This window comes from Rhodococcoides trifolii (assembly GCF_014635345.1).
Taxonomy (GTDB): domain Bacteria; phylum Actinomycetota; class Actinomycetes; order Mycobacteriales; family Mycobacteriaceae; genus Rhodococcoides; species Rhodococcoides trifolii.
The window spans coordinates 1,446,774-1,459,410 of record NZ_BMCU01000001.1 but is presented as its reverse complement, the minus strand read 5'-3'; the positions used below and the strand labels follow the sequence as shown (position 1 = coordinate 1,459,410).

11 protein-coding genes are annotated in these 12,637 nt (G+C 65.7%); 3 read left to right on the top strand and 8 right to left on the bottom strand.

Features of this window, described 5'->3' with window-relative positions:
* Positions 1-115 precede the first annotated feature (115 nt).
* Entirely contained in the window at positions 116-922 is an 807-nt protein-coding gene (locus IEW02_RS06830) for a rhomboid-like protein (protein ID WP_188543868.1), read from the top strand.
* Positions 856-2,124, top strand: coding sequence for an MFS transporter (locus IEW02_RS06825; RefSeq protein WP_371829920.1), 1,269 nt, complete (start codon positions 856-858; stop codon positions 2,122-2,124). The genes IEW02_RS06830 and IEW02_RS06825 overlap by 67 nt, the downstream gene beginning before the upstream one ends.
* Before the next feature lie 11 nt (positions 2,125-2,135).
* On the opposite strand, the gene IEW02_RS06820 is transcribed toward IEW02_RS06825, so the two are convergent.
* Positions 2,136-2,870, bottom strand: coding sequence for a hypothetical protein (locus IEW02_RS06820; RefSeq protein ID WP_188543866.1), 735 nt, complete (start codon positions 2,868-2,870; stop codon positions 2,136-2,138).
* A gap of 180 nt (positions 2,871-3,050) precedes the next feature.
* On the opposite strand from IEW02_RS06820, the gene IEW02_RS06815 reads away from it, so the two are divergent.
* Positions 3,051-3,575 carry a MarR family winged helix-turn-helix transcriptional regulator gene (locus tag IEW02_RS06815; protein WP_188543865.1) on the top strand — a complete coding sequence of 175 codons (525 nt, stop codon included), beginning with the start codon at positions 3,051-3,053 and terminating at the stop codon, positions 3,573-3,575.
* Positions 3,576-3,578: 3 nt separating this feature from the next.
* Here the strand turns inward: IEW02_RS06815 and IEW02_RS06810 are convergent, their stop codons facing one another.
* From IEW02_RS06810 to IEW02_RS06780, 7 genes are read right to left on the bottom strand one after another with little or no spacing between them, the layout of a single operon-like run.
* Positions 3,579-4,355 (bottom strand): enoyl-CoA hydratase, encoded by a 777-nt coding sequence (locus IEW02_RS06810; protein WP_188543864.1) that lies wholly within the window; start codon positions 4,353-4,355, stop codon positions 3,579-3,581.
* On the bottom strand, positions 4,352-5,236 hold the full coding sequence (gene mmsB / locus IEW02_RS06805; RefSeq protein WP_188543863.1) for a 3-hydroxyisobutyrate dehydrogenase: 885 nt from the start codon (positions 5,234-5,236) through the stop codon (positions 4,352-4,354). Before mmsB ends, IEW02_RS06810 begins: the two co-directional genes overlap by 4 nt.
* Before the next feature lie 8 nt (positions 5,237-5,244).
* Positions 5,245-6,291: an enoyl-CoA hydratase/isomerase family protein gene (locus IEW02_RS06800; RefSeq protein WP_188543862.1), complete on the bottom strand. Its 1,047-nt coding sequence runs from the start codon at positions 6,289-6,291 to the stop codon at positions 5,245-5,247.
* Positions 6,288-7,427 carry an isobutyryl-CoA dehydrogenase gene (locus IEW02_RS06795; protein WP_188544081.1) on the bottom strand — a complete coding sequence of 380 codons (1,140 nt, stop codon included), beginning with the start codon at positions 7,425-7,427 and terminating at the stop codon, positions 6,288-6,290. Before IEW02_RS06795 ends, IEW02_RS06800 begins: the two co-directional genes overlap by 4 nt.
* 18 nt (positions 7,428-7,445) lie before the next feature.
* A complete protein-coding gene (locus IEW02_RS06790) occupies positions 7,446-8,954 on the bottom strand; it encodes a CoA-acylating methylmalonate-semialdehyde dehydrogenase (RefSeq protein WP_188543861.1) in 1,509 nt (502 codons plus the stop codon).
* Between the two features lie 49 nt (positions 8,955-9,003).
* Complete coding sequence (locus IEW02_RS06785; protein ID WP_188543860.1) at positions 9,004-9,759, bottom strand: SWIM zinc finger family protein; 756 nt, start codon at positions 9,757-9,759, stop codon at positions 9,004-9,006.
* Positions 9,759-12,602, bottom strand: coding sequence for a DEAD/DEAH box helicase (locus IEW02_RS06780; protein ID WP_188543859.1), 2,844 nt, complete (start codon positions 12,600-12,602; stop codon positions 9,759-9,761). The genes IEW02_RS06785 and IEW02_RS06780 overlap by 1 nt, the downstream gene beginning before the upstream one ends.
* Positions 12,603-12,637: the final 35 nt, after the last annotated feature.

Below are 12,637 nucleotides of genomic sequence, written 5' to 3'. Positions count from 1 at the left end.
CCTGAACCAGCAGCAACCTGAACCCACAGCCGGTTCACAGCTGGGAATGACTGACGCGGCCGCAGGGTTGCATACTCTCGAGCTCGGGTAATGACATCTGATGAGGAGCACCGCCGTGACCGCTGCGACCGAGTCGGTGCTCGCGCCCCGCGCGATGCCCGGTGCGACCGTCCGTCGGGTCGCGTCGGCGCTCTGGTCCGTCCGCGTGACCACGGTGTATGCGTCGTTGATCATCGCGGCGTCGGTCGGTCTGTCGCAGTTGAGCGACTCGGCGCAGGATCGTTTTCTCCTGCTCGCCAGCACGAATCTGCACAATCTCACGCACGGTCACGTCGGAACGCTGATCGTCAGCGCGTTCGTCACCGACGGCGGCGCGACGTGGGTATGGCTGCCCGGCCTGGTGTGTCTTCTCGCCGTGGCGGAGATCGTGTGGCAGAGCCGCAAACTGTTCGCGTTGTTCGCCCTCGGGCACATCGGAGCGACGTTGCTGGTCGCCGTCGGTCTGTTCTTCGCGGTACGACACGGAAGCGTGCCGATGAGCGTGGTGCGCGCCGAGGATGTCGGGGTCAGCTACGGCGCCGCCGCCGTCATAGGCGCCCTCACCTGGGCTTTGCCCCGCGCGTACCGAGCTCCGTGGGCCGCGATGTGGTTCGCCGTCACGCTCACTGCAGTGGCGGTGGACCACGACTTCACCGCCGTCGGTCACCTGACGGCGGTGACTCTCGGGATGCTCGCTGCCTATCGGTGGATCCGGCCGTCCGCTGCGGTCCCGCGTGAATACAACAAGGTCGCGCTGCGCACTCTGCTGGCCGTTGGTACGGTCTTCGCTCTCGCCGAAGTCGGCTGGCAGGAGTACTGGTGGACCGTTCCGATCGTCGCCGCGACAGCAGCGACCCTGACGTACCGGCTGACGCGCGCGTGACCAACCGCGCAGCGGCTTGTGCGGCGTTGGTCTACACCTTCACCGTCGTCATGCTCGGGACCACGATCCCGACTCCGATGTACGCCCTCTACAGCGAAGAGCTCGGTTTTTCGATTCTGACGTCGACGATCGTCTTCGCGACGTACGCGGGCGGAGTGCTGGTCGCGCTCATCGCGTTCGGGCGGTGGTCCGACAGCCTGGGCCGACGGCCCATGTTGCTCCTCGGGGTGACGTTCGCAGCTGCCAGTGCCGTCGTGTTCGTGACCGCAGGACCTGTCTGGCAATTGCTCGTAGGTCGGTTCCTGTCGGGACTGTCGGCTGGGATCTTCGCCGGAACGGCGACGGCCGCGGTCATCGAGATGGCCCCGGACTCGTGGAAGGACAGGGCCTCTTCGATTGCCACCGCCGCGAACATCGGCGGGCTCGGACTGGGCCCTCTCGTTGCGGGCGTGCTGGTGCAGTTCCTGCCCTACCCACTGCATCTGTCGTTTGTGGTGCACCTGGTGCTCCTGGCGATCGGGGCGGTGGCCGTGTTCATGGTTCCCGAGACCGTCGACGTGCAGCAGGGAGCCCGGCCCGCACTGCAGCGGCTGTCCGTTCCCGCCGAGACGCGGCCGTTGTTCGTCCGCGCAGCCATCGCCGCGGTCGCGGGCTTCGCCGTCCTCGGTCTGTGCACAGCGGTGGTACCCGGGTTCTTGTCGTCGATCATCGGCATCAGCAGCCACTTCGTCGCCGGACTCGTGGTGTTTCTCGTGTTCGCAGCGTCGGCCGTCGCCCAGATTGCCGCACGACGCCTCGACACGAACGCAGCGCTCGTATCCGGTTGCGCTGCACTGGTAGTGGGAATGCTCCTGATCATGCTGGCGCTGTCCACGTCGTCTCTCGTCGCCCTCGTCGCGGGTGGGATCATCGCGGGGATCGGCCAGGGACTGGGTTTCGGAACGGGGTTGGCGGCGGTTGCCGGGGCGACGCCGCCCGAGCGCAAAGCCGAGGTGACGTCGACGTTCTTCGTCGTGGCCTACGTGGCGATCTCGGTGCCGGTCATCGGTGAGGGCGTCGCCGCCCGGTCGTGGGGCCTGCAGACCGCCGGCATCGTGTTCGCCGCTGCTGTCGCCGTTCTCGCGGCCGTCGCTCTGGTTGCGTCGGCGGTGGAGGCCAGACGCAGCAGCGCGGCCCCGGAGAACTCCGAGGCCGCGCGCTGACTGTCCGACGGTCAGCCGACCTGGGTCAGGCCGATCGTCGGGAGGAAGGCGCAGGTCTGGCCGTCGTGCGTGACCTGGCCGAAGACCGCCGCGAGGACGGTTCCGGATCCGGTCTCGACCGGCGCGAGACGCACACCGGCACTCGGAATCGCGTTCACGACGGGTGCGAGAATGCCCTCGGCGATTGCTTTGAACTGGGCCGGCACCCGAGCGAGCAGGGTGCCCATCAGCGTTTCGCCGACGCCACCCATGTCGGCGAACCCGCCCTGGAACGTGTTGACGTTGAACCACGCCACCTGCATTCCGGTCTTGTCCGCGGCGTCGTTCACGACGCCGGCGGGCACGAAGGCGAAGAGGGTCTCACCCTTGCCGACGAGGTTGGTGTCCACACCGGGAACCGTGGGCAAGCCGGGAATCGCGTAGGGACCGGGCGCGGCTCCGGCAACTGCGGGAACGATTCCGAACGGAGTACCGGGGAGGGCAGAGCAGTTCAGTGCGCCGGTCGGGTAGAAGAACGGCGTCAGCCCGAGCCCTTCGAGGCCCTTGTTCGCGGTATCGACGAGACCGAGAAGATCGGCCGGTCCGGCAACGTCGGTGGCCGTTCCCGCGGCGGCGATGGCCTCCTGCGCGGCAGCGGCCACACCGGTTGCGGTCGGCGTGGCCGTGGCCGTGGCCGGGACGGCGAGTGCGGCGGACGCGATTGCGAGAACCGCGACCGTTCGTCGAAGCGATCGATGGTGACGCATGTGTGTGACTCCCTCGGTGAAACGGACAGACATCGTGTGCACAGGGAGTGGAACACGGGATTTCGCCGTCGTAGCGGTTCGATGCAGGACTGATACCAAAGTGATAGGTGTTGCTGATGGGACTTCTGATGTCTTGGTGGATACCCGCGAACCGGGTAGTCGGCGTGGGATGATCGACCTATGGCGTCCGCACCGAAGCTCCCGCTCGACCCGATCGAGGAAGCACATCGACAGTGGACGAAACACGGCTGGAAGAAGGCTGCCGACGGCATGGCCGCCGTCACCTCAATCATGCGGGTTCAGCAGATCATGATGTCGCGCGTCGAAGAGGTGTTGAAACCGACCGGACTGACGTTCGCGCGGTACGAGCTGCTGACCCTGCTGACGTTCACGAAGAACGGTTCGCTCCCGATGGCGAAAGCCAGTGCACGCCTTCAGGTTCACCCGACGAGTGTCACCAATGCGGTCGACCGCCTCGAAGCCGCGAATCTCGCGCGCCGCGTTCCGCATCCGACGGACCGACGCACCACTCTGGTCGAGATCACCGACGCGGGACGAGCTCTTGCGATCTCGGCCACGAAGGAACTGAACGACCGCGTCTTCGGCAAACCCGGCATTGCAGACGAGGATCTCGACACCCTCGTCCGCATTCTCGCGCGGACCCGGCGGGAGGCCGGGGACTTCGACGAGGGCGGTTCCTGGTGAGCGTCAGCGATTCTCGAACACCGGTGTCCGCTTCTCGGTGAAGGCAGTCATCCCTTCGGTCTGATCGGCCGTGGCGAAGGTGGAATGGAACACCCTGCGCTCGAACCGAACTCCCTCGGTGAGCGTGGTTTCGAAGGCGCGATTCACCGCTTCCTTGGCCATCATCGCGACGGGCAGCGACTTCTCCGCAATGCTCGCAGCGACCGTCATGGCCTCGTCGAGGAGGTCGGCAGCGGGGAGCACGCGGGAGACGAGCCCTGCCCGCTCAGCTTCGTTCGCGTCCATCTTGCGTCCGGTGAGGCACATTTCCATCGCCTTGGCTTTCCCGACCGCACGGGTGAGACGTTGTGAGCCACCGATTCCGGGGATCACACCGAGAGCGATCTCCGGTTGACCGAACTGCGCAGTGTCCGCGGCGAGAATGAAATCGCAGATCATCGCCAGTTCGCAACCGCCACCGAGCGCGTACCCCGCCACCGCTGCGATCGTCGGTGTCCGCACCGCGGCGAGGGCATCCCACTCGGCGAAGAAGTCGTCCAGATACACATCCATGTAGGACTTGGACTGCATCTCCTTGATGTCGGCGCCGGCGGCGAACGCTCGATCGGATCCCGTGATCACGATGGCGCCGATGCCGCGGTCACGATCGAACGCGCGGGCCGCGGCGACGACCTCGTGCATGAGTTGCGAGTTGAGCGCGTTCAGCGCCTTCGGCCGGTTCAGCGTGATCAGGGCGACGCGCCCACGGGTCTCGGTCAGGATGGTCTCGTACTCGCTCACGCTGATCGCTCCCTGATGGCGTTGACGATGGCCGAGAAGTCCTGCCCGCCGGACTCCTCGGCGAACTTCTCGTAGATCGACGTGGCGAGCAAACCGAGCTCCCCCTCGACGCCGTTGTCGCGCAGCGCATTCGCCGCGAGCCCTAGGTCCTTCGTCATCAGCGCGGCCGAGAAGCCGGGCTTGTAATCGTTGTTCGCGGGAGAGGTGGGCACCGGCCCGGGCACCGGACAGTTGGTGGTCAGAGCCCAGCACTGCCCCGACGCCGTGGAGGCGACGTCGAACAGCGCCTGGTTGGTGAGCCCGAGCTTTTCGCCGAGCACGAAGGCCTCGCTGACCGCGATCATGGAAATGCCCAGAATCAAGTTGTTGCAGACCTTGGCCGCCTGCCCGTTCCCGGCCGCGCCGCAGTGCACGACTTTGCGGCCCATCACCTCGAGCAGTGGAAGAGCGCGGGCGAAGTCGCCCTCCGCACCGCCGACCATGAAGGTCAGCGTTCCCGCGGTAGCACCTCCGACGCCGCCCGACACCGGCGCGTCGAGCGCCGCGAATCCGGCCGCGACCGCAGATGCGTTGGCCTGCCGCGCATCCGCGACATCGATCGTCGACGAGTCGACGAACAGAGTGCCCGGTGCGGCGGCGGCGAGGACCTCGTCGTACACACCGAGGACGAGGCGACCGTTCGGCAACATCGTGACCACGACGTCCGCGTCGGTCGCGGCATCGGTTGCCGAGGCGGCGAGACGGACGCCGTCCTTCTCGGCCTGTTCGAGCGACGCAGGCACGAGGTCGAACCCGTGCACGTCGTAGCCGGCGGCAACAAGGTTGGCGGCCATCGGACCACCCATGTGTCCGAGGCCGATGAATCCGATGGTCGTGGTCATGACGATCCTTACTGTTGGTCTGGTTCGGCTAGGTCCAACTCTGCGTCACCGAGCGAAGCGAAGAACCGGTCGACGTCCCCGCTCGTCACCTCGGCCAAGGTAGCGGGCGCCCAGGACGGCGACCGATCCTTGTCGATCACCTGCGCCCTGATACCTTCGACGAGATCCGGAGACGACAAGCACGCCACCGAGATTCGATACTCCTGGTTCAACACTGTCTCCAGCGACGATGTCCGCTCGGCCTGGCGAATCGATCGGAGTGTGACCGACACCGACGTGGGTGACTTGCTCTCCACTGCGTTCGCTGCATCGACGGCCTCGTCGATTCCGCTCTCGCGCAATCGATTCACGATGTCGGATGCATCGTCTCCGGCATAGAGATCGTCGATCCACTCTCGCTGTGCCATCAACGCCGAATCGTCAGGCGTCCGAGCGAACCCGGACACCGCATCGTCGACACTGCCTGTGCGCAGCGCCTTCTCGAACTCCTCGAGCAACTCGGACGGCACCAGGTGATCGGCGAAACCCGTCGCTATCGCGTCGGCCGCCGACATCCGGGCCGTGGTGAGCGCCACGTGAACACCGGTCTGTCCGGGGCTGCGCGCCAACAACCAGGTGCCGCCGACGTCGGGAACGAAACCGATTCCCACCTCGGGCATACCCACCTTGGAACGTTCGGTGACGACGCGCACGGAGGCGTGCGCCGCGATGCCCACTCCCCCGCCCATCACGATGCCGTCCATGATCGCCACGAACGGCTTCGGGTACCGACCGATGCGAGAGTTCATCACGTACTCGTCGCGCCAGAAGTCCGCGCTCGCGCGGCCACCGGACCGTGCGTCCTCGTAGATGGAGACGATGTCACCGCCGGCGCACAGTCCACGATCGCCGGCGCCCTTCAGAAGAACCACGCGCACAGCCGAATCCGACTCCCACTCGATCAACTGGGCGTCGATCTCGCGGACCATGTCGTGAGTGAGAGCGTTGATGGCTTTCGGTCGGTTCAACAGGATGGTGCCGACGCCGTCGGAGACGTCGAAAACTACATCCGTCATGCCGCTCCCACCACGGAGCGCCCGATGACGACTCGCATTATCTCGTTGGTCCCTTCCAAAATCTGGTGCACTCGAAGGTCGCGCACGATCTTCTCGATGCCGTACTCGGCAAGGTAACCGTAGCCACCGAGCATCTGCAGCGAGTCGTTGGCGACGGCGAAGCAGGTGTCCGTCACGAACCGTTTGGCCATTGCACACAGCTCGACCTTGTCCGGCGAGTTCGCCTGCAGCGCATGAGCGGCACGCAGAAGCAACGTGCGAGACGCCTCGAGGTCGGTACGCATGTCGGCCAGCCGGAACTGCAGCGCCTGCTTCTCCAGCAGACCGGCTCCGAACGCACGCCGATCCGCGAGATACGCGACGGCTGTGTCGAACGCGGCCTGCGCACCACCGAGCGAGCACGCCGCGATGTTGATACGTCCTCCGTTGAGGCCGTTCATGGCAATGCGGAAGCCTTCGCCCTCGGCTCCGAGCATGTCGGCGGCGGGAACGCGCACGTCCTCGAACACGACCTGTCGGGTCGGCTGGGCGTTCCACCCCATCTTCTTCTCGTTGGCGCCGAACGACAGCCCGTCGGTGCCCTTGGCGACGACGAATGCGCTCACCCCGCGCGGTCCGTCGGCGCTCGTGCGTGCCATGACGACGTACACGTCGGACGTGCCGGCACCGGAGATGAACTGCTTCACCCCGTTGAGGACGTAGTCGTCCCCGTCGCGAACGGCCTTGGTGGACAACGCACCGGCATCCGAACCCGCGCCGGGCTCGGTGAGGCAGTAGCTGCCCAGATGGTCCATCGAACACAGGGCGGGAACCCACCTGGTGCGCTGCTCGTCGGTGCCGTAGGTGTCGATCATCCACGTCACCATGTTGTGTATGGAGATGTACGCGGCGATCGACGGGTCACCGACGGCCAGCTGCTCGAAGATCCGCGCCGCGTCGACGCGCGTGAGGTCGGAGCCGCCCACGTCTTCCTTGATGTAGATCCCGCCCATTCCCAACGCGGCGGCCTTGCGTAGAACGTCGACGGGGAAGTGTTTGTCCTGGTCCCATTCGATGGCGTGCGGCGCCAGGTACTCGGCAGCGAAGTCGCGTGCGGTGTCGCTGATCGCCCGCTCGTCGCCGGAGAGCTCGAATATGTTGCCCGACATGCCCGCTCAGTCCATCGTCGGAATGACGAAGTGGTTCTCGGCCGCTGCCTCTTTGGTACCGCTCGGCCAGCGAGACGTGACCGTCTTGGTCTTGGTGTAGAACCGGACCGAATCGGGCCCGTGCTGGTTGAGGTCGCCGAATCCGGACCTCTTCCAACCGCCGAAGGTGTGGTACGCGATCGGGACCGGAATGGGCACGTTGACGCCGACCATGCCGACGTTCACGCGCGCGGTGAAGTCACGCGCGGTGTCGCCGTCGCGGGTGAAGATCGCGACGCCGTTGCCGTACTCGTGTTCGGACGGAAGTCGCAGCGCCTCTTCGTAATCGGCGGCGCGGACGATCTGCAGGACGGGCCCGAAAATCTCCTCCTTGTAAATGCGCATCTCGGGGGTGACCCGGTCGAACAGCGACGGCCCGGCGAAGAAACCGTTCTCGTGACCCTCCAAGGAAAAACCGCGACCGTCGACGGCCAGGTCTGCGCCCTCGTCGACGCCGATCTGCACGTAGTCGTTGACACGATCGAGTGCAGCCTGCGTGATGACCGGACCGTAATCCGCGCCCTCGTCGTCGCTGCGGCCGACCTTCAGCTTGTTCACACGCTCGATCAACTTGGACCGCAGGGCTTCTGCTGTCTCCTCTCCCACCGGGACAGCGACGGAGATGGCCATGCAGCGCTCGCCGGCGGATCCGTAACCGGCGCCGATCAGCGCGTCGGCAACGCCGTCGAGGTCCGCATCGGGCATGACGATCGCGTGGTTCTTCGCGCCGCCGAAGCACTGTGCGCGCTTGCCGTGCTGCGCTGCCGTTTCGTAGATGTACTGAGCGATCGGAGTCGAGCCGACGAAACCGACGGCCTTGACCCGCTCGTCCGTCAGCAGTACGTCGACGGCCGTCTTGTCACCGTTGACGACGTTGAACACACCGGGCGGCAGACCCGCTTCGAGGAACAGTTCCGCGATGCGCAGCGGCACCGACGGGTCGCGCTCGGACGGCTTGAGGATGAAGGCGTTACCGCAGGCGAGGGCCGGAGCGGCTTTCCACAGCGGGATCATCGCGGGGAAGTTGAACGGGGTGATGCCGGCGACGACGCCGAGCGGCTGACGCATCGAGTAGACGTCGATGCCGCCGCCGGCGCTCTCGGTGTATTCGCCCTTGAGCAGGTGCGGAATTCCAGTGGCGAACTCGACGACCTCGAGTCCGCGCTGGATGTCACCCCTGGCGTCGGCGACGGTCTTGCCGTGCTCGGAGGACAGGAGACGGGCGAGCGAGTCCATGTCGGCGTTGATGAGCTGAAGGAACTTCATCAGCACCCGCGCACGCTTCTGCGGGTTCTGTAGCGCCCATTCGCGCTGAGCGTCCTCGGCGTTCGCGATTGCGGCCTCGGTCTCGGCCTTGTCGGCCAGAGGAACTCGGGCCTGCACTGCTCCGGTGTTGGGATCGAACACGTCGGCGAAATTGCCGGACGAACCGGGAATGTGCTTGCCGCCGACGAAGTGGGTCAGTTCACGAGTCATGCGGTCATCCTATAGTTGGACGTCCGAGTATGTCCAGGGCGCGCAGGGTCTACATCATCCGTCGGTAGAGACCGTCCAGATCGGTCATGGCCTTCGCGATCTCGGACTCCTCGACGTCCGCCGTCCGCAGGGCCAGGCGCAAGTAGGACCGGTCCAGGTCGGCGGGCGCGGCGGCGTGCGCAGCAGTGGGCAGGCCGGGGAACTCGACCTCGTCACCGAAGTGATCGTCCACGCTGACCCGCGTCGTCGTCGACTCGATTCCCGTGATCAACGAGTCGAGTTCCACCCCACGCAATATCAAGATCTTGTCGGCGCTCACGTCGATCTCTTCGGCAGCGAGATACGTCAGAGCCGCGGCGTGCTTGCACGGCCACCCCGCGTCGGGGCACGTGCATTCGAAGTCGAGTTCGGACGCGCTGGTCGGCAACAACCGCGGACCGAGCGCAGTGGGAATGACCCCCGACGCGAGTTCGGCCAACATTCCCGGCGTCTGCCTGATCTCGGCAAGCAGCTCGTCGGTGGCGAACGTGTCGAGCGGACGCACGGACACGACCGCCGAGAACGGATCGTTCTGACTTCCCTGGACGTCACCGATGATGAGACCGCGGCGAATCTCCAGCGACAGCACAGCTTTGCCGCGCGCATAGGTGCGTCCGCGGGCCAGGCGACCGGCGTCGGCGAGATCCTCGATGGTCGCGACGAACTGCTTGCCCCACCAGGTGCGACCGAATGCTCCACGCGTGGTGCGTGATTCGATCCCACCGGCGACGAGTCGACGCTTTCCGTACTGGCTGAAATCGACCATCAGTCACCCACCGCATCTCGGGAGAGGCTCATGAGGTCGCGCAATTCGGCGGTCGACATCTCGGTCACCCAACTCTCACCGGTACCCACCGCGAGGTCGGCCAGGTCCTTCTTCGTCGTCAACATCGAGTCGATGCGCTCTTCGACCGTTCCGACGCACAGCAGCTTGCGCACCTGCACGTTCTTGCGCTGACCGATCCGGAACGCCCGGTCCGTCGCCTGGTTCTCGACGGCCGGGTTCCACCACCGATCCAGATGGACGACGTGGTTGGCCGCAGTGAGGTTCAGACCCGTACCACCGGCCTTGAGGGAGAGCGCCATGATCGGCGGGCCGTCGTCGGACTGGAACGACTCGACCATCTCGTCGCGCTTCTTCTTCGACACCCCACCGTGCAGGAACGGAACGTCCCGGCCGAAGCGATCGGACAGGTGCGGGGCGACGATGTCCCCGAACTCACGAAACTGTGTGAACAACAACGCCTTCTCGCCGTCGCCGAGCACCGATTCGAGGATGTCCTCGACGAGTGCCAGCTTGCCGGACCGGTGTTGCCCACGCTTGAGTACGCCCGACCCGTCACCGAGGAAATGCGCCGGGTGATTACAGATCTGTTTGAGCCGCGTGAGCGTCGCCAGCACGGCGCCCTTGCGCGCCATGCCTTCCGATTCGGCGATCTGCCGCATCATGTCGTCGACCACGGCTTGATACAGCGAAGCCTGCTCTGCGGTGAGGTTGCTGCGCACCGTCATCTCGAACTTGTCGGGAAGGTCGGCGATCACATTCTTGTCGGTCTTGACTCGGCGCAACACGAACGGCGATGTGAGCGAACGCAATCGAGCGACGGCGGTCTCGTCCTTCTCCCGCTCGATGGGGACGGCGAACCGAGCGCGGAAGCCCGACGGAGACCCCAACAGGTCCTTGTTGGTGAAGTTCAGGATGGACCGCAGCTCGTCGAGCCGGTTCTCGACGGGCGTGCCGGTGAGAGCCAGGCGGTGATCGGCGGGGATGGCGCTCGCGGCCTTGGACTGGCGGGTGGTGTGGTTCTTGATGTGTTGCGCCTCGTCCAGCACGATGCGCCGCCACGACTGCTTCTGCAGTTGTTCGACGTCACGGGCGAGCAGTGCGTAGGTCGTCACCACCAGGTCACTCGACACCACTGCGCGAGTCAGCTCCTCATCGCGCAACCGATCGGCTCCGTGATGAACGTGCACCTTCAGATCGGGCACGAACTTCGCGGCCTCGCGCTGCCAGTTACCGACGACGGACATCGGCGAGACCAACAGCGTCGGCAACACACTGTGCTCGTGGGCGAGCAGCGCCAACACCTGGATGGTCTTGCCCAACCCCATGTCGTCGGCCAACACCGCACCCAGACCCAGAGAACTCATGAAGACCAACCAGTCCAGACCCCGTTGCTGATAGGGACGCAGCGTCGCCTTCAGCGAGTCCGGAACCGGGATCGGCTCGGGCTTTCGATCCGGATCCAGTAGTGCCGCAGCCCAACCCGTTGCCGCGATCCGATCGATGGGAACCGGCGGCGGCTTGTCGCTCGCGAGCTGGTCCAGAAGCGACTTCAGCGACGCCGCATCGGACTGCCCCTGATCGGTGATGAACTTGATGGCCTTCGCCAGCGTTGCCGCGTCCGCCTGCACCCACTGCCCGCGCATACGCACGAGACCGGATTTCGCATCGATCATCCGCGACATCTCGACCTCGGTGAGCACCATGTCTCCGAGCGCGAGTTGCCAATCGTACGAGACGATCTCGTTCATACCGACGGCGCGATCCTCGGTGGCCGGTGTCGGCGGCGACTCGACCTTCAGTCGCAGCGACGGGTCGAGCTTGCTCCAGGCACGCGGAAGCAGAACCGTGATTCCCTTCTCGCGCAGCGGGGTTGCGCCGTGCTGAACCAGATCGATCACCACCTCGGTGGGAAGCAGCAGATCGAGGGTGTCGGGATCGGAGGGGACATCGCGCAGACGTGGGTAGACATTGATGGCCTCCCCCAGCTTCCGCACCCCGATCCGCAGGAATGTGGGGTCGAGACTCCCACGAACCGGAACAGGTTGCGGCGCTTCGCCGTCCGGTCTCAACAGCACCTCGAGACGCCACAGTGTGTCCGAACCCGTTTCGGTGTCCGAACCCGTGTTGGTGTCCGCGCTTTCCGGCAGATCCTCCGGCTCGAGCAACCGCAGCACCAGATCCGGCTCGTCACCCTGCAGGCTGTCCCGCCACTTCGTCAGCAGCGCCTCGGATCTGGCCGTCCCGTCCTGGTACGGCTCCCCGTCCAACAGCGACTCCAGCAGTGGATGGGTGACGTCCGGCCGACCGACGATGCGGCGCACCAACGGATCGGTGAGTTCTCCGACCAGATCGTCGAGAACTGCTTTCGCGCCGCCGCTCTCGAACGTCTGCACCGGCGGCATGACGGCGATCAGCTCGGCGAGCCACGCACGCTGCGCCTCCCCGCCGACCAACTCCCACCGAGTCCACCACTGGTTCTCCGCCCGGTGTTGCTGCGGCACCACCCGACCGGCGCGCACCCACCGCTGCAGACCGGCTACCACCACCCCCAGGAAGCGAAGATCTCCGGAGATTTCGGAGTGCCTGCGGGGAACCTTCAGCAACACCTCGACGGCCTCGGGTGGGGCAAGCCCGATGGCAGGCATCGCGACGGACATCGTTCCGGGCGGCGACGGCAGGGTGACGCGAGGTCGGTGTCGGAATTTGCGCGTCATCACCTTGGCGAGGACGGGCGGAAGTTCGTCGCCCGCGTCCTCCGGGCCGACGGTCTCGTCGTCCCACAGCATGAGGCCCGCACCTGGAGTCCAGAGCCCGTGCAGCATGGATCCATCCAACCACCAGGCTGTGACACTCCGGG

Excerpts from the sequence above, each read along its gene's own strand:
- IEW02_RS06820 (WP_188543866.1), bottom strand. The coding sequence starts at position 2,870 with ATGCGTCACCATCGATCGCTTCGACGAACGGTCGCGGTTCTCGCAATC.
- IEW02_RS06815 (WP_188543865.1), top strand. The coding sequence starts at position 3,051 with ATGGCGTCCGCACCGAAGCTCCCGCTCGACCCGATCGAGGAAGCACAT.
- mmsB (WP_188543863.1), bottom strand. The coding sequence starts at position 5,236 with ATGACCACGACCATCGGATTCATCGGCCTCGGACACATGGGTGGTCCG.
- IEW02_RS06800 (WP_188543862.1), bottom strand. The coding sequence starts at position 6,291 with ATGACGGATGTAGTTTTCGACGTCTCCGACGGCGTCGGCACCATCCTG.
- IEW02_RS06790 (WP_188543861.1), bottom strand. The coding sequence starts at position 8,954 with ATGACTCGTGAACTGACCCACTTCGTCGGCGGCAAGCACATTCCCGGT.
- IEW02_RS06785 (WP_188543860.1), bottom strand. The coding sequence starts at position 9,759 with ATGGTCGATTTCAGCCAGTACGGAAAGCGTCGACTCGTCGCCGGTGGG.
- IEW02_RS06780 (WP_188543859.1), bottom strand. The coding sequence starts at position 12,602 with ATGCTGCACGGGCTCTGGACTCCAGGTGCGGGCCTCATGCTGTGGGAC.